The sequence below is a fragment of the Maribacter litoralis genome (genome assembly GCF_902506355.1).
Taxonomy (GTDB): Bacteria; Bacteroidota; Bacteroidia; order Flavobacteriales; family Flavobacteriaceae; genus Maribacter; species Maribacter litoralis.
Genome location: NZ_LR733271.1, coordinates 2,511,106 through 2,528,421, shown reverse-complemented (window position 1 = coordinate 2,528,421; position 17,316 = coordinate 2,511,106). Strand labels below are relative to the sequence as shown.

13 protein-coding genes are annotated in these 17,316 nt (G+C 37.6%); 8 read left to right on the top strand and 5 right to left on the bottom strand.

What is annotated here, in order from left to right:
* Window position 1: 1 nt before the first annotated feature.
* The 5 genes from EXIGUO8A_RS10505 to EXIGUO8A_RS18790 all read left to right on the top strand — a co-directional run bounded on the left by EXIGUO8A_RS10505 (window position 2) and on the right by EXIGUO8A_RS18790 (window position 5,838).
* Window positions 2-955 (top strand): PorP/SprF family type IX secretion system membrane protein, encoded by a 954-nt coding sequence (locus EXIGUO8A_RS10505; RefSeq protein WP_159303095.1) that lies wholly within the window; start codon window positions 2-4, stop codon window positions 953-955.
* Window position 956: 1 nt separating this feature from the next.
* Window positions 957-3,134 carry an OmpA family protein gene (locus EXIGUO8A_RS10500; protein ID WP_159303094.1) on the top strand — a complete coding sequence of 726 codons (2,178 nt, stop codon included), beginning with the start codon at window positions 957-959 and terminating at the stop codon, window positions 3,132-3,134.
* 98 nt (window positions 3,135-3,232) lie between these two features.
* Complete coding sequence (locus EXIGUO8A_RS10495) at window positions 3,233-3,550, top strand: cupin domain-containing protein (protein WP_116770410.1); 318 nt, start codon at window positions 3,233-3,235, stop codon at window positions 3,548-3,550.
* Window positions 3,551-3,604: 54 nt separating this feature from the next.
* Window positions 3,605-4,390 carry an SDR family oxidoreductase gene (locus tag EXIGUO8A_RS10490; RefSeq protein ID WP_159303093.1) on the top strand — a complete coding sequence of 262 codons (786 nt, stop codon included), beginning with the start codon at window positions 3,605-3,607 and terminating at the stop codon, window positions 4,388-4,390.
* Window positions 4,391-4,653: 263 nt separating this feature from the next.
* Window positions 4,654-5,838 (top strand): YHYH protein, encoded by a 1,185-nt coding sequence (locus EXIGUO8A_RS18790; protein WP_159303092.1) that lies wholly within the window; start codon window positions 4,654-4,656, stop codon window positions 5,836-5,838.
* A 31-nt stretch (window positions 5,839-5,869) separates the two neighbouring features.
* Here the strand turns inward: EXIGUO8A_RS18790 and EXIGUO8A_RS10480 are convergent, their stop codons facing one another.
* Genes EXIGUO8A_RS10480 through EXIGUO8A_RS10470 form a run of 3 tightly spaced genes read right to left on the bottom strand, consistent with a single transcriptional unit; the run spans window position 5,870 to window position 9,743 of the window.
* Window positions 5,870-6,607, bottom strand: coding sequence for an MIP/aquaporin family protein (locus tag EXIGUO8A_RS10480; protein WP_159303091.1), 738 nt, complete (start codon window positions 6,605-6,607; stop codon window positions 5,870-5,872).
* Between the two features lie 23 nt (window positions 6,608-6,630).
* On the bottom strand, window positions 6,631-8,127 hold the full coding sequence (glpK, locus tag EXIGUO8A_RS10475) for a glycerol kinase GlpK (protein ID WP_159303090.1): 1,497 nt from the start codon (window positions 8,125-8,127) through the stop codon (window positions 6,631-6,633).
* Window positions 8,128-8,183: 56 nt separating this feature from the next.
* Window positions 8,184-9,743, bottom strand: a complete 1,560-nt coding sequence (locus EXIGUO8A_RS10470; RefSeq protein WP_159303089.1) for a glycerol-3-phosphate dehydrogenase/oxidase — start codon at window positions 9,741-9,743, stop codon at window positions 8,184-8,186.
* A gap of 301 nt (window positions 9,744-10,044) precedes the next feature.
* Between EXIGUO8A_RS10470 and EXIGUO8A_RS10465 the strand changes: the two genes are divergently transcribed.
* The 3 genes from EXIGUO8A_RS10465 (at window position 10,045) to EXIGUO8A_RS10455 (ending at window position 11,887) form a co-directional block, all read left to right on the top strand.
* Entirely contained in the window at window positions 10,045-10,806 is a 762-nt protein-coding gene (locus tag EXIGUO8A_RS10465; RefSeq protein ID WP_116770403.1) for a DeoR/GlpR family DNA-binding transcription regulator, read from the top strand.
* Between the two features lie 27 nt (window positions 10,807-10,833).
* Window positions 10,834-11,319 carry a hypothetical protein gene (locus EXIGUO8A_RS10460; RefSeq protein ID WP_159303088.1) on the top strand — a complete coding sequence of 162 codons (486 nt, stop codon included), beginning with the start codon at window positions 10,834-10,836 and terminating at the stop codon, window positions 11,317-11,319.
* Between the two features lie 100 nt (window positions 11,320-11,419).
* Window positions 11,420-11,887 (top strand): type II secretion system protein GspG, encoded by a 468-nt coding sequence (locus EXIGUO8A_RS10455; RefSeq protein ID WP_159303087.1) that lies wholly within the window; start codon window positions 11,420-11,422, stop codon window positions 11,885-11,887.
* Window positions 11,888-11,969: 82 nt separating this feature from the next.
* Here the strand turns inward: EXIGUO8A_RS10455 and EXIGUO8A_RS10450 are convergent, their stop codons facing one another.
* Window positions 11,970-13,574, bottom strand: coding sequence for a choice-of-anchor I family protein (locus EXIGUO8A_RS10450; RefSeq protein WP_159303086.1), 1,605 nt, complete (start codon window positions 13,572-13,574; stop codon window positions 11,970-11,972).
* A 143-nt stretch (window positions 13,575-13,717) separates the two neighbouring features.
* A complete protein-coding gene (locus tag EXIGUO8A_RS10445; RefSeq protein ID WP_159303085.1) occupies window positions 13,718-17,281 on the bottom strand; it encodes a BamA/TamA family outer membrane protein in 3,564 nt (1,187 codons plus the stop codon).
* Window positions 17,282-17,316 lie beyond the last annotated feature (35 nt).

The following is a 17,316-nucleotide window of genomic DNA, read 5'->3' as shown; positions in this document are numbered from 1 at the left end:
CATGCATAAAAAAATCACAAACACAACTTGGGGCATCTGCATAGTTATGCTTTTGTTCTTAATGAAACTGCAAGGACAACAAGATCCGCAGTATACACAGTACATGTATAACATGAACGTGGTAAACCCTGCGTATACTACAAATGAACCTGGCATGCTCAATTTTGGTACATTATACAGAACCCAATGGGAAAATGCCGTGGGCGCACCAAAGACCCTAACCTTTTTTGCCCACACTCCCCTTTCAGAAAAAATTGAAATGGGTGCATCTATCATTTCAGATGATATTGGTGACGGTTCTTTGAAAGAAAACAATATATACGTAGACTTCGCCTACATTTTAAAATTAGATGAACAGAGCAATTTAAGTTTGGGTTTAAAAGGAGGTATCACAACGTTTGAGACCAACTTTAACGGATTCAGACTTCCAGAGGTTCAAGACGACCCCGCTTTCAATGAGAATATGAACAATACCTACCCTAACATTGGTATTGGAGCATTTTACAATAGAGATAAATTTTATGCAGGGTTATCCATTCCTAATTTATTAACCTCAAAACATTTGGATAATAAAGACGGCATTACCAGAAGGGGATCAGAAGAAATTCATCTTTTCGGTATGGCAGGCTATGTTTTTGATGTGAATTCCAGTCTAAAACTAAAACCTTCCATTTTAACAAAAATGGTTTCTGGCGCACCCATTACGGCAGACGTTTCTTTTAATGCTCTATTCAATAACCGATTTGAAGGGGGTGTTTCCTATCGCTTAGATGATTCGGTAAATGCCATGTTCAATATAGCGGTGATACCATCATTACGAATTGGCTATGCCTATGATTACACCTTATCAAATTTGGGTGCTTTCAATAATGGATCTCACGAGATATTCGTGTTGTTCGACCTAGACCTTTGGGGACTTAAAAAAGGCTATGACAAATCTCCTAGATTCTACTAAAATGAAAAAGTTACAACTATATCTCATCTTATTCATCGGTGTATTTCAAACAGGGTGGACACAGCAAGATCTAAAGCGTGCCAACGACCTGTTTGAAAAATCTTACTATGCAGATGCCATAGCTTTATATAAAACAGCCTTACCTAGCAATAAAAGTAGTCAGGTAATAAAAAATTTGGCAGACAGTTACTATCATACCTTCGACTTAAAATCTGCAGCTCGCTGGTATCGTTATTTAATTTCAAATTATGGCGACACGGTTAACGAGCAATACTATTTTAGACTGAACCAATCTTTGAAAGCTATTGGTGAGTATGAAGAGGCAAATAATATACTTATAGATTATTATACGAAAGAGGAAAATGTCTCCCGTTTACAGCAACTAAGAAAGGACATAACTTATCTAGAAAATGTAAGCGCTATCGGTGACCGTTTTGCCATAGAAAACAGCAAGCTGAATACGACAACATCAGAATTTGGAGCAATGCAAGTGCGCAATACGCTTTGGTATACCGCAACGCACAAAAACGCTACCGCCAAAACCTATAGATGGAACAATCAGCATTACTTAGATATTTACACCCATGCCATCGATAAAGAACAATATGGTGACAGTCTAAGTACTAGTCTATCAAAACAAATAAATACAAAACTACATGAGGGAGCATTTACAGTTTCAGCTGACGGTAATACCATGTACTTTACACGTAACAACTCGAATAGCGGAAAACGAAAAACAGACGATAAAAAAGTTTCCAATTTAAAAATTTACAGTGCCAATTTGGTAGATGGGGAATGGAGAAACATTATAGAACTACCATTTAACAGCGATGATTTTTCTAATGAACACCCGGCTTTGAATGCAGATGGCACAAAATTATATTTCTCTTCGGATAGACCTGGCGGATTTGGTTCTTTTGATATTTATGAAGTGAACATACAGGCAGATAATACATTTAGCACACCCGTAAATTTAGGTAGTATCATAAACACGGATAAGAAGGAACAGTTCCCTTTTATCTCGTCGGATAATTCTCTTTATTTTTCATCTAACGGTCACCCGGGTTTCGGGCTCTTAGATGTCTTTATCTCTAAAAAAGAGAACGGGACATTTCAGCAACCGGATAATTTAGGTTTACCAGTAAACAGTGGTTATGATGACTTCTCATATGTATTGAATACCGATAACACATCTGGCTATTTTGCAAGTAATAGACCGTCTGGTAAAGGAAGTGATGATATCTACAGTTTTAAAGAAACAAAAGAATTAGTAATAGAAGATTGTTATCAATTCATTACTGGTATTATAACGGATCGTACCACTACCCTTCCCTTAGCAAATGCAACGGTAACTTTAATAAACCCAAAAAATGAGGTGATATCTACCTGCATTACAAAGCAAAATGGAGCGTTCGATTTTAATATTGACTGTGCAACGTTTTATAAAGTGAAAGCGACAAAAGATGGTTATGAGGGCAATTCAAAATCTATCCGTAGTACAAAAGAAAGGAGTGCAGAACATGATGCATCGATGAACTTATATTCCGTAGAAGAAAAGGAAAAAGCAGCTGCATTAGTATTACAACAAAAACAAGAAGCAGAAAAACTTAGGGCAGAACAAGAAGCCATTAAAAAATTGGAAGCCGACAGAAAAGCAGCAGCACTTGCAGCAAAACAATCTGCCGAAAAGGCGAAACGTATTGAGCAAGAGAGGATAGCCAAAAAAGCGGAATCTGAAAAAGCATTGGCAAAGAAAGTTGAAGATGCCATACAGACGGAAGAAGCATTGGTAAAAGAAACTGACCGAACCATAATAAAAACCGAAGAAATTCACTTTGATTATAGCTTGTGGTACTTACGTCGAGAATCTAGAGAACGTTTACAGACCGTTATAGATGTCATGAAAAAGAATCCTGGTATGATCATAGAGATTGGCACACATACCGATATTAGAGGTAATAGCGGCTATAACAAAGGACTGTCTCAAAAACGTGCAGATTCAGCAAAAGACTATTTGATTAAAAACGGCATTGCTCCTGGCAGAATAGTTTCAAAAGGATATGGCGAATCTAAACCAATAGTTGTTTGCCCAACCGAAAATGCATGTTCAGAAGAAGATCATGAGTGGAACCGACGTTGCGAATTTGTTGTCGTAGGTTGGAACTATGAGAGCAAATAACCAACAAATTCAGATTTCACACCCTAGTAAATTTTTTATAAGAGCTTTTTAAAATTGTAAGTGTTTCCAGTATCTTTAGTTTTTAAACCAAAGGTATTATGAAATTGAATCTTACAACTATTACCTCAAAAGAAATAATGCCCGGGCTACACGGTAAATTGGTGCATTCCGAGCATATGAGTATGGCATTTTGGGATGTGGAAAAAGGTGCCGAAGTACCTGAACACGCTCATATGAACGAGCAGATAATGCATGTTATGGAAGGTGAATTTCAATTTACCCTAGATGGTGACACCCAAATATACTACCCGGGCGACATTGTGGTCATTGCCCCGCATAAAAAACATAGTGGCATTGCCTTGACCCCATGTAAATTATTAGATGTTTTTAGCCCTACAAGAGAAGAATACAGGTAGAGGATGGTTGTTAACAAAAGCTACGCACAGTTACCTAATCTTAAAACATAAGAAATGAATATATCTTTAAAAAATAGAAAAGCATTGGTAGGTGGTAGTAGCGGTGGTATCGGAAAAGCAATTGCCCAACAACTTGCAGCTAGTGGAGCCAGCGTTACCTTAATGTCCCATAGTGAGGAGAAACTACATCATATCGTTAATGAACTACCAACAGATCAAGGTCAACAACACCAATATTTGGCTGTAGATTTTAGTAACTTCAAAGACTACAAAAAAGTAATCAGCGCCTATTTTGAAAACAATTCAGTTGATATTTTGGTGAATAATACCCAAGGACCTGCTGCTGGTAGTGCCACCGAAAAAAATATAGACGACTACCAAAATGCATTTGACCTTTTATTCAAGACCGTGGTATTCACCACAGAACTGGCGTTAAAATCGATGATGGAAAATAATTGGGGGCGAATTATCAATGTGGCATCGGTTTCTGTAAAAGAGCCTTTAGCTTACTTGGCCTTATCCAATTCTATACGAGCGGCAGTAGTAACCTGGGCAAAAACTTTAGCTACAGATGTCGGTAAGCATAATATTACGGTAAATAGTGTATTAACAGGATATTTTAATACGAACCGTATAGCACAATTAAATGCGAAGAAAGCTGAACAACTTGGCATAGACCAAAGCGAAGTCCTCAATGAAATGGAATCTAGGGTAGCAGTAAAAAGAATTGGTGAACCTGAAGAATACGGCTTTCTAGCTGCTTTTTTAGCTTCAGACAATGCAGCCTATATTACGGGCACCAATATTCCTATAGATGGTGGGTTATTAAAATCGCTATAGAATTAATTTATAGACGTAAAAAAGCCGAATTATATTTTCAATTATAATTCGGCTTTTTCATTAATTATATATCATCCCCAATTAAATAATAGTGCACCACCTCTTTTGATACAAAATATCTTATCTTTCATTTGAGTGCGCCAGTCTCACTGAACATAGCCATAATGTAAAAACCAGAAGTATCTGTAAATACTCAGGATTTGGTGCACATTCTACTAAGATTCCAAAAGAGGATTACAGACAATTATAACATACCGAGTAAAATGAAAAATGTATTATTTACCATTATTATCGTAGCACTTTTATTTTCCTGCAAAACAAAACAAGAAAAAAAAGACCCATCTCAGCGTAATGGGGAAAGACCAACATCTTCTCAAATAATATCTGAAATGGATGAGGATAATGATGAAAGACTTTCCATGGACGAAGTAAAAGGACGAATCGCTAATGATTTCGATGCCATTGACAGTAATAATGACGGATATTTAACCCTTGAAGAGCTCGATAAAGCTGGTAAAAATCAACAAGGAAGACCCCCTCGAGAATCAGATACAAATAAGGATTTATCGAATGAAATAGACACATCTGTAAAAGTTGTACCTGTAAATACGGATTATTTTATTAAAGAAAATATTATTGACGGTATACAAGAACAAAGGATAGTTTTAAATGGGGTTGAAACATTATGCTACGTAATAAAAACCCATTCACAGGCAACCGAACATCAAATGGGACCATGGTGCCCAAGGCATATAGATGACGGAATGGAAAAAGCTGGAATTTGGTTTAAAGATGATAAAGTTTACGATGTATCTGGTCATTTTATAGCAAATTTAGATGAGTTTTACAGTGACGATCAATGGAAACTTTACAGAGAAGATGGCACTGTAAAATATACGGATACAGAAGAGGCTTGTTTAGCGGCCGCTAAACCAGATGTTGATGAAGAGTACCACAACTATTGTGTAGAATGCTTACCAGAGTACTTTAAAGAACAAGTAACGACTTTTGTTATTCCTGCAACTCCCAAATATTTAAAAACCGTTCAAAATTTCGGGAATGGAGGTATTGGAATGGCATTTAATGGCGTAAACTATGATCCACCAGCACCAACACACGCAATATTGGCCGCACATACCATTGCACCATTAGATGACCATGGAGGACACGTAAACCCTCATGGTGGTTATCACTACCATGCCGTTACAGGATCAACTAAAGAAGTTGCCCAAAAAGATTCTCATTCACCAATTTTAGGTTATGCAATAGATGGTTTCGGTATTTATGCCCTAAAAGATGACAATGGAAACACACCTGCTGATTTAGACGAATGTGGCGGGCATTTCGATGATATTAGAGGGTATCATTATCATGCCGGTGAGCCAGGTGGAAACCAAATTATAAAATGCCTGCATGGATTACCTGGGTATACCGAAGTAAAAGAATAGCGAGCAAACCTTATTTATCCACCAAGCAAGATTACAATAAAGCTAAATACAACAAAGCAGCCAATAGACACCCAATAATAGGTCCCACAACAGGAATCCAAGCATAACCCCAATCACTATTACCTTTTACCGGAAGTAGCGCGTGCATGATCCGTGGTCCCAAATCTCGGGCGGGGTTGATGGCATAACCTGTGGTACCACCCAATGATAAGCCGATTACCCATACAAGAAATGCTACGGGTAACGCACCAATAGACCCCAAACCGATAATTGCCCGCGAATCTACATCGCCAATAATATCAAGCTCAGGACCGGCGAAATAAAATATGACAAAGACCAGAACGAAAGTGCCTATAATTTCACTGATCAAATTAGAAAAGGTATTCTTTATTGCTGGCCCCGTACTAAAACAAGCCAACTTACCCCCTTCATCATCGGTAATTTTAAAATGATCTTTATAAAACAACCATACCAAAAACGCACCGAGCATGGCACCGAGCAGTTCTCCTGCCAAATATTCCGGCACAATATCCCATGATATTTTACCGGCGACCGCTAAAGCAATTGTAACTGCAGGATTTAAATGTGCCCCGCTATACGGCCCTGCGACTACCACACCTACGAATACTGCTAGGGCCCAGCCCGTTGTAATTACGATCCACCCCGAACCGTTTCCTTTGGTATTTTTCAAGACCACATTGGCCACGACACCATTACCCAAAAGAATGAGTAGCATGGTGCCCAATAATTCTGCTATAAAAATTGACATAATTTAAGTTGGTTGTTAGTTAGTTATTCTTCGATCCAATGCTGTGCGCATTTAACCGCCTTGTTCCAGTAATAGAGCATATTTTCTACTTTCTCTTTAGGAGCTTCTGGATAAAATTCTTTATCTATACTCCACTGTGATTGTATGTCATCTATACTGTCCCAATAACCAACCGCCAAACCTGCCAGGTAAGCAGCACCCATTGCAGTAGTCTCTAATGTCTTAGGTCTAATGATCTTAAACCCGAATAAATCGGACTGTATCTGCATTAATAAATTACTGGCACTGGCACCACCGTCTACACGTAGTTCAATGCTCTCTTCACCAGCGTCTGCCTCCATAGCTTTTACAATATCGTACACCTGAAAAGCAACACCTTCAATAGTAGCTCTTGCAATATGGGCATCTGTAGTACCACGGGTAATACCCAACATGGCACCACGTGCATATTGATCCCAATGCGGAGCACCCAAACCGGTCAATGCCGGAACAAAGTATACACCTCCGTTATCTTCTACCGTTTCTGCCAAATGATTTATACCCGGTGCTGTTTTCACCATTTTAGCACCGTCGCGCAACCATTGTATGGCTGCTCCACCTACAAATACGCTGCCCTCAAGGGCATAGGTAATTTCTCCGTTAATTTTCCATCCAATGGTGGTCAAAAGATTATTCTCGGAATACACCGCTTTATCTCCGGTATTCATAAGCAGAAAACAACCCGTACCATAGGTGTTTTTGACCATACCTGGCTTGGTACACATTTGCCCGAACAGGGCTGCTTGCTGATCACCAGCAATACCAGCGATAGGGATTTTAGTAGAAAACAATGTAGTAGCCGTAGTACCATAAATTTCACTGCTTTCTTTAACTTCTGGCAGTAGGGCTTTTGGTATATTGAACAAGTTCAACAACTCGTCATCCCATTCTAAGGTGTGAATATTATACAACATGGTTCTACTTGCGTTAGACACATCGGTAATAAACATTTTACCACGGGTAAGTTTCCAAATTAGCCAAGTATCTACCGTACCAAAACACAGTTTACCGGCTTCTGCCTTTTCTCTAGCTCCTTCCACATTGTCAAGAATCCATTTTAGCTTGGTCGCCGAAAAATAAGCATCGATAACCAAGCCGGTTTTCTTTTTTATTACATCTATATGTCCGGCATCCTTTAGCTCATCACAATATTTGGCCGTTCTTCTATCTTGCCAAACAATTGCATTATAAATAGGTTCACTTGTCTCACGGTCCCAAACCACCACGGTTTCGCGTTGATTGGTAATACCAATTGCAGCCACATTATCTCCTGTAATGCCTTGTTGGGCAATAACCTCAGCCGCTACCGATATTTGAGAAGACCAAATTTCATTGGGATCATGTTCTACCCAACCCGGCTTCGGAAAAATCTGTTCGAAAGGTTTTTGCGAAACCCTTACTATTTCTCCGTTATGATTAAATAAAATGGCACGTGAAGAAGTTGTGCCCTGATCTAATGCTAAAATTAATTTTGAATTCATTGAGTAGTTGATTTAAGTTAGTTTAATTGCTAGTTGAGGACAATTAAATTTGTTGTCTATAAAATATAATTTGAGGTAACTTTAGTATAATCTTCCACTTGTTCAGCCTGCCATACAGCATCTTTACCAAGCTCAGTTGCCATAATTTCTGCTACTTTTGGCGCCATACGAACACTTTCTTTGGCATCCAATAACTGACAACGGGTTCTACGAGCCAGAAAATCTTCCACATTCAATGCCATTTCATTACGAACTGCCCATACCACCTGACCTTCTAAAACACCTAAAGAGTCACTTATTGAAGTATTCCATCCATTTTCTTGGGATAGATTTACCAACGGCTCTTCATCGCTACCATAAAAATATAAAGGGTCGTTAAGATCAACATCCGTCTTATACCCATGTATTTTCAAGTTTTTGGTTTGGGTCGGTATGTGTTTCCAAGCATTGTTCTTCTCGGCTTTATTTACCAAGTCTTCACCCATTTTTCTAAAAGTGGTCCATTTACCGCCAACGATAGTCAATAAACCAGATTCAGAAGTATAGATTTTATGACTACGGGATATCTCTTTTGTTTTACTACCATCTTCGCTTGGTGCGGCCAAAGGCCGTAACCCAGCATAAACACTTAACACATCGCTTCTCTTGGGCGCTTTTGTTAAATACCTGCTTGCAGTATTTAAAATAAACCCTATTTCTTCCTCTAAGGCTACAGGTTCTAATGATTCTTTTTCTACGGGAGTATCTGTAGTACCCACAATAACCTTATTATGCCAAGGCACTAAAAACAACACTCTTCCGTCATCCGTTTTTGGTATCGTAATGGCATCATCACCGGGTAGAAATGATTTATCAAGCATTAGGTGTACACCTTGGCTTGGCGCTATAGTTTTTTTAGAACCAGGTGCATCCATCTGCAATACATCATCTGCAAATACGCCGGTAGCATTAACCACTTGCTTACCTTTTATTTCAAAAGATTCATTTCCATCCTCATCATGGACCTTAACACCGGTTATTTTTCCGTCGCTATCTTTCAATAATCCTTTTACAGTACAATAGTTGGCTACTACGGCTCCTAATTCAGCTGAACTTTGCAGGGTGTTGATAGCTAATCGCGAATCATCGAACTGACCGTCATAATACACCACACCCGCAGAAATTTTATCTGGATTAATCAAAGAAATACGTTTTAGCGTTTTTGCCTTTGAAATTCTTTTGGACCTACCCAAGCTTAGTCTACCCGCTAACAGATCGTAAAAAGTTAACCCTACCGTGTATAGAATTTCGTCCCACAAACCATGGGTGGGTATCACAAATGACTGGGTTTTGGTGATATGGGGAGCATTTTTTAATAACAGACCTCTTTCTACCACTGCTTCACGAACCAAACCTACATTGCCTTGAGCTAAATATCTAACCCCACCATGTACCAATTTAGTTGCTTTACTAGAAGTAGATTTCGTAAAATCTGATTTTTCCAACAACACAACGGAATACCCTCTAGCAGACGCTTCTAAAGCAATACCGATACCGGTAGCACCACCACCTATTATTATAAAATCATAAGCTTCAGTAGTATTCTTAAGCTTACTGATCATTTCCTTTCTTTTCATAAAAGCTTCTTTTTATTACGCTTTTCTAAATTTTTCATCAAAACTACAAAATATCGAAACATTTCAAAACCTAAATATTGTTATTTCTTTCTTTTTGGTTTAATAAATTAACATAAGCTTTAATAAACAAATACAATAATTTAGAAATCATCAGTTATATTCAGTTTTTAGAGGTATTGTAATAATTAGATTATTATCAATTTTATAGTTTCGTTTTATTACGAATAATAATTACACAAGTCAAAAACCATCCATATTGATGGTTTATCTCCTATATTTGTAGAAACGAAACCTCAAAAAGTTGAATATTGTAGATCGACATAAGCTTATTTTAAAAAAGCTAGAAGAAGAAGGCTTTGTAAAAGTCAATGAACTAAGTCAGGAATTCAATGTTTCGTTGGTCACCATAAGAAAGGACCTTAAATTACTTGAAGAGCGAAAATTACTTTTTAGATCTCACGGAAAAGCCATTCCCGCAAATCCGTATATCGCAGAGAATTCTGTAAACATTAAGGAGAAGATACATCCGCAGGAAAAAAACAAAATAGCCATTGCTGCAGCAGCCACATTAGAACCTCATGATTGCATTATCATTGCTTCAGGTACTTCTGTCATTGAATTTGCAAGACATATAAAACCTATTGAAGGACTTACCGTTTTAACAGCGTCATTGAATACTGCCATTATTCTAGCGGAACATAACGAAATCGATGTGATGCAATTGGGCGGAAATGTAAGATCTAGCTCCTCGTCTGTAGTAGGACCTATTGCAGAAAAAATGCTTACAGAATTCACCTTTACCAAATTGTTTTTAGGTGTAGATGGCATTGACCTTGAATTCGGACTTACAACCACCAGTTCTATGGAAGCCTCTTTGAACAAACAAATGATCAAAGCTGCACATAAAATAATTGTACTGGCAGATTCATCTAAATTCAGCAAAAAAGGTTTTGGCAGAATATGCGGAATAGATGAAGTAGACCACATTATTACCGATGCCGGTATCGATGAGAAAACAAAAGAAAGATTAATAGAACTTGGTGTAGAGCTCACTATTGTTTAAACGAACAACAAAATTATAACCGTTACCATGAAACTTATACCTTCAGAAAAATTAGAATTGACCACCTCCTTTTCTGTAGCAGAATTAGAAGAACACCTGAGGGAAAACATTCAAAAACACAGGAGTTATAAAATCGGATCAATAAAAAAATCAAACAAGTATTTTGTAGGCACGGTCTTCCAAGGCCATTTCAAATGCAAAAAATTCACCTACCAACGAAATTCATTTTTACCTCAGGTAACCGGTATATTTTATGAAGAGCCAACAGGTACCAAAGTAGCGACAACCTTAAAAATAGACTCATTTGTCAGCATATTCTTAATCTTATTTTACGCCTTCATTATATGCGCAATATTTGCCACCATATATTTGGCGTCATACCAAAAAATTGAAGCGTACTTTATTCTAGTTCCTATCGGATTATTTTTGCTAGTTTTTGGAATACCGCATTTAGGGTTTAATCTAGAAAAAGATAGCACCATTACAGAGCTAAAGAAAATGTTGACCGTATAGCCAAATACAGAACTTCTCTAAAAGAAATTAAATAATACCAATAGTCACCTAACTACTGTATGTTGTTTACATCAATAACTTCAACTGAAAAGTACAATTAATGATAGAAACCATACTTTCAATTTTAGTAGATTTCGGTTTACTACGAGAAGATTATTTACACAAAAAGAGAATACGTAAAAAAGAAGAACATGATGGCAAAAAACGCCCTTTTCAGAATTATCTATTTCAACCAAGCCTAATAATATTCTGTATTTTAATATTCGTAACTAGCATTAGTTCAGTTTTATTTTTCACCTATCATAGCACCACAATTATTCCAAAGAACACACAAAATGAAATTCTTGAAATAAGGGAAAGAGTAGAGAATTATAAGGAGACGCTTGGTTATTACCCTAAAGAATTAAATGATCTAATTCGCAATAATCCGTTGAGACAAAAATGGAAAACAGATGGTTGGAATAGACCGTATTCCTATATCATTATAGAAAATGGGAATAACTTTTTAATAACATCGTTAGGACCGGATGGTAAACTAGGCACTAAAGACGACATAAACTCAAAGTAATTTACCCTAAAATAAAAAAACGCCAAATTAAATTATTTGGCGTTTTCGTTTCAAATATTCTCTGAAATAATGATATTCAAATTTATTTCATTTCATAAATAGCAATGGTACTAGATACTTCGTGTGTGGCAATCATTAAATAATTTCCTGTAGGGCTATCCTCTTTATCGACCACGATAATACCTTCTGGAGAAATATCGGTAGCATCGTAGATCCAAGTAACAAAAACAGGGTTATACGGGTTGGTAACATTATATGCTAAAATTCCGCTTGTTCTTTCCAATCCTACGAACAACAAAGTTTCATCACCTACTTTTAATGTTTTCACAGCTTCTGGCTCAGCACCTTTATCATCTGATCTACCATCTACTTCACCTTCATCTTGATTGAAAATAGATGGAGCCAGTGCCAATGTTCTTCTTGATATTTCAGAACCGGAATCATACACCAATTGTCCGTTAGTATCCCAAATAGAAAAAGAACGAGCACCGTATGAATAGATTTGCTCATAGAATCCGTCGTTATCTTCGTCTCCGTTTGCCGTTGTCGTTTTTAATCGACCTAGATTTTCATCTTCTTGCAATTCCTCAAAATCAGGATAAAAAGTAGGGTCTAAATCCAAATCCTTAACCCGTACTTCTTCAGAATACCCATCATAATCCCTTGAATCGCCTTCATTGGCAGAAACGATATACCCACTTCCATTTGCTGTGAAATAGTCTATTGCATCGGGCATATAGAACCCTAATACATTCCAGTTTTTTAGATTTCCGGCAATTCCGTCTTCATTAGACGCATCGATTTCGTTACCTGATACGTTATGGTTTTTAGTTCCAAGACCAACTAGACCCGTAATCGTTTTAGTAGTCAAGTCAACTATCGCCATACCATTATTTTCTTGCAACCCAATATACGCCGTGCTAGAATCATCTGATATGGTAACATACTCCGGTTCCACATCTTGTACAAAAGTAGAAGCACCATCATTACCAAATACCCTGAATCCGTTTCCAGGATCCATTTGACCGGTAAAGGAAATTTGCGTTGCAGTTTCCGTAGCTACTTCAATAACCGTTATGGAACCTTCTGGATCAACAGTATAGTCGTCGTTTGGCTCACCTTCGTTTGCAGAAACAATATATTCGCCATCTGGAGAAAAGGCAACCATATCTGGCAAAGCGCCCGCAACATAAGACTTGATCAAAACTTGCGTATCGGTATCAAAAGTCTCAATTGTACCATTTGCCTGTTTATCGGTATTTTCTACGGCAACAGCTAAAATACCGTTATGTACCGCTACAGAATTCGGACTTCCCGCTAAAGCAATGGAAGTTCCTTTTACGGGGTTGGTCGCATCCGTTAGATCTAAAACTGAAATTTCATCTTCTTCTGGGTTAACAATGAACAACTTGCTCGTAACCGCATCAAAGGCAGATATTTCAGCAAAGGCTTCATCATTACCGTTAGTGAAAGATCCAATTTTAGAAAAGCTAAGCTGATCAATAGTTATTGGGAATTCAGCATCCATGCCATCGGCACCGTCAGCTCCATCTGCCCCGTCGGCCCCATCAGCACCGTCTACACCATCGACTCCGTCTACACCATCGATACCATCATCGGCACAAGAGGTAAACAGAATAGAAATCGCAAGAATTGACACACAAAAAGGTCGTAATACATTTTTCATTTTAATACAGTTTGGTTTTAAGTATCAAAACAAAAGAATGAATGTAAAGTTGGGGTTAACTGTGGCGGAAATAATTATTACGAACGCATTAAGTTCTTGTAAACTAATGCTTTTACTATGTAAAATTAAAAAACATGCTGTGTTTAAAAATTGAATCCTACACTGAAAATGACACGGTTACCATCTTCCCCATGGTAAAAACCTAAGTTACCCGTAAGTGCGCTGAAGCCCGACACCCAAATCGAACCGCCATAATCATTATGCCATTGAGAAGAATTATCGTTATCTGTCCACACACGACCATAATCAAAACCTGCACTTACACCTAATTGCAGCGGAATAAAGTTGGTTTTGAATCTTGTAATACCCACTCTTAAATCTGTACTTTGATAAAAGGCAGACTTACCATTAAACCGTTCATTTCTATAAGCTCGCAAACTTTGGTTACCACCCAAAACTGCACCATGATAAAACTCATAATCATTACCTATTAGTGTTTCGCCAGCAATTTTGGTAGCGATTACAGCAACACCACTAGGGTGAAGTGGGTATATAAATTTTAAAGTGGGTTTTACGTAACCAAAACGATTATCATAACGATTAATATTCGATTTATAACCAGCAACCAAGTCTGCTTCCATTGCCCTATTGGGAAAAGCAGGATCATTCTCATTTTTATAATTGTAACCTAACTCAGCGGTAGCGTACAGTTGATCTTCGTAAACATCATTATCTGGTGCAAATGCCTGCCCCACAAAACGATCATCGTCATTTGACACATCAAAAGATTCAATCGCCGCTCTTAAATAGACGCTATTACCTGCATACTTATGTACCAAATAAGGAGAAAATTTCCATTGGCGTATGCGAACCCTGTTATAATCGCGATCAAGGTCACTATCATAATCAGAATCGCTACCCGTACCAAAATAATTCATTGTAAAATTAGGACTGGCATAGCCTAGATCAAAACCTAAGTTCCAATTATAGAATACTTGACCAAATTCTGCATTATAATCGATTGCAAAACCATTGGTTGCAAAAAAGTATTCGGCACCTATGGTATGCTGCGCCTCAAAAGGATTATTGACCAAACCATATGTGGTAAAACGATTTTTTAACCCGAATCTAAACCCTGTATCGGCATCATACCCTATACTCGGAAATACAATGTTTTCATGGTATTTTCTTTTTTGATAATCATAATTATTGACATCATAAGAGTCGGTAAGCCACTTTCTAGATTTCGGATTTACGATAGTGTTGTTCTTACTCTTATAATCATAGAGTTTCACCTTTTTAGTATTCTTAAAATCATAGGTGTCATTTTTCTTACCCCCCATTATTTTGAGATCTATAGGCTTATCACCATTACCCATCACCGTAAACGTATCATTACCATCAAGCCCATAAATCCAAACTTCATCGGTTTGCTTGGTGTCATATGAATTTTCAAAAACCACCGTATCTTTTGATATCGATATTTCGGTAATGCCGTTAGGCTTTCGGGTGATCAAGAACTCATCATCATCTTCAGTACCGAGAACCACCTCAAAATTGTTCAAATAATCATAATATGATTTGGCAATAGATACCAGTCCGTCACGACGTAATCTCAGGTTCTTTTTTATCTTTTCTATACTGCTATCCTGAGCTTCTTTGGGTAAAGATTTAAATGCCGAGTCAATATCAGCATCAGATAGGTTTTCTTGGATAAAATCTACCTGTGCCTTCCAATCTTCCCAATTTGCTTTTTTAACGAAGGTTTTATCCAGCGGATATCCTGAAAAATTAAACCATTTCACATTTTTGATATCGGCATCATAGCTTTCCATCTTTCGAAGTAGCGGAAAACTAAACTTTAATAACGAGATTATTGGTCCGTCATACTTTGGGAAAGCTTGATCCCAATCGCGCGGTATAGCTTCATATCTTTTTTTACCATCGGCCGTTTTAAATTCTGCCCAGCGCCATTGATCTTGGTGCCGATCCCAGTTACCCACCAACATATCAAATAATCGAGCACGAATAAAACTAGCTTCGTCAACATATGCATCTTTAGACTCCCTAAGTTCCATACGAAGGTCGGTAGTACTTAAAATATCGTTGGGGCTCCCAAAAGTTTCGAAACTTTTATTTTCATCGCCCACATGTTCCTCAAGCATAAAAAGTGCATCACCATAATCTTCATTATAAATACCCAATCCCTTTTGTTTGGGCACATAATATATTTTAGGATTTACATGGAGCACGCCCAATGACTCAGAAAGCTCGTTCATAGAAAATTGTGCATATGGGTGTGCAGTTGTATAAAAATCGAGTAAATACCGCTCGGCAATGGTATTTTTAAGATAATCTTCAACATAATGGTTATCTATCGCATTTGTCTGCAGAAAACGAACCGCACTTTTACGTAACGCCCTTAACGTATATTCATGTTCATTATCATCGATCAACCGTAATGATCTAGACTGCGTACCACCACCTTCTGAAATGGGTTTTACATTACCTGGCAATTGCTCTATGTCCAAAACCGGAGCCGTAATTTCTTTACTGTAAAGACTTCTATAATGTTCGCCCCACAAGAATTTGTAAAAACCTGTTTTATCTGTTTCTTCTTCGGTATAGATCGACGCTTTAGTAGTAGCTCCATATGTTTTCTTCGGATAGGATATCTCATCTAAGGATAGTCGATCCCTTTTAATGGTCTTAGTAAAGATTGACACAGCAGCATTGCCCGTCACTTCAAAATATTCTACTTGCGAGCTACCGTCTTTAAAGACCGTCAATTTTGCATACCCTTGCTTTTCACTCTCAAAATGCTCTTCTTTTGGAGCTCTAGCTTTCTCTGTTTTACCTATTGCCCCACTAATAATCTGTGGAATTCCATCATCTTCTAAATACTGTAGATTTCGGTCTTTGCCAGACACAAAAATGACATCTTCGAATTGGCTAGCTATAGTCTCCATTCTACCGCGCAGTTGTCTATTCTGTTTATTCTGATACGACTCTGGCTCAAAACCGCCCATTTTGTCAATTACGGAAACTTTTGAATTACTCATTACAGGTTGGTAGACCGCAACGACTACGGTTTTCCCCTGGCTGTCCTTTAAATCATCCTTAAATTCCGCCAAAAATTGATTCCTGGTTTTGTGTTCACATTTTTCATTAATATATGGGTGATCGTCCCAATCTTCTAAAAACCATTGAGAGTCAACCATTTCAAGTACCACCTCATCATTTATAGTTTCCCGTTCTAAGGGGCATCCATCATTGGGCCAAAATTTAGCTTTACTGTTATCTTGCAAAAAAGACTCTAAATCATCTATGCTCTGCGGTGCATCTTTAAGCCACTCATTTTTTCCAGGCGTCAAAATTACATTACCGTTAAAATTGTCCCATAACTCCATCAATGGTCTTAGATAATCCTTTACCTTATCTTGCTTTTTATCTTTAGAAGAAAACCCTTCTTTGTTCAACACATTACCGATCAATAACAATGTAGCCTCAGCATCATTTACTGAAGCACTATTCATTTGTTCTATAATCTTTTTTGCATCTTCAAAAGGAACATTACCAACATTTGAAGTAATATAAAATGAATGCGAAACCTCTTTTTTCGCCTTAGAGTTTTCATTCCCAGATAATTGTGAATAGGAATGGGTATAACAACATAAAATTAAGGATAGCAATAATAATAAACGCATGTATACTTGTTTTGTTAGCACTCTGTAAGGTTTGA

Coding starts and splice junctions, on each gene's coding strand:
- EXIGUO8A_RS10455 (WP_159303087.1), top strand. CDS start 11,420: ATGATAGAAACCATACTTTCAATTTTAGTAGATTTCGGTTTACTACGA.
- glpK (WP_159303090.1), bottom strand. CDS start 8,127: ATGAATTCAAAATTAATTTTAGCATTAGATCAGGGCACAACTTCTTCA.
- EXIGUO8A_RS10450 (WP_159303086.1), bottom strand. CDS start 13,574: ATGAAAAATGTATTACGACCTTTTTGTGTGTCAATTCTTGCGATTTCT.
- EXIGUO8A_RS18790 (WP_159303092.1), top strand. CDS start 4,654: ATGAAAAATGTATTATTTACCATTATTATCGTAGCACTTTTATTTTCC.
- EXIGUO8A_RS10490 (WP_159303093.1), top strand. CDS start 3,605: ATGAATATATCTTTAAAAAATAGAAAAGCATTGGTAGGTGGTAGTAGC.
- EXIGUO8A_RS10460 (WP_159303088.1), top strand. CDS start 10,834: ATGAAACTTATACCTTCAGAAAAATTAGAATTGACCACCTCCTTTTCT.
- EXIGUO8A_RS10480 (WP_159303091.1), bottom strand. CDS start 6,607: ATGTCAATTTTTATAGCAGAATTATTGGGCACCATGCTACTCATTCTT.
- EXIGUO8A_RS10470 (WP_159303089.1), bottom strand. CDS start 9,743: ATGAAAAGAAAGGAAATGATCAGTAAGCTTAAGAATACTACTGAAGCT.
- EXIGUO8A_RS10495 (WP_116770410.1), top strand. CDS start 3,233: ATGAAATTGAATCTTACAACTATTACCTCAAAAGAAATAATGCCCGGG.
- EXIGUO8A_RS10500 (WP_159303094.1), top strand. CDS start 957: ATGAAAAAGTTACAACTATATCTCATCTTATTCATCGGTGTATTTCAA.
- EXIGUO8A_RS10505 (WP_159303095.1), top strand. CDS start 2: ATGCATAAAAAAATCACAAACACAACTTGGGGCATCTGCATAGTTATG.
- EXIGUO8A_RS10445 (WP_159303085.1), bottom strand. CDS start 17,281: ATGCGTTTATTATTATTGCTATCCTTAATTTTATGTTGTTATACCCAT.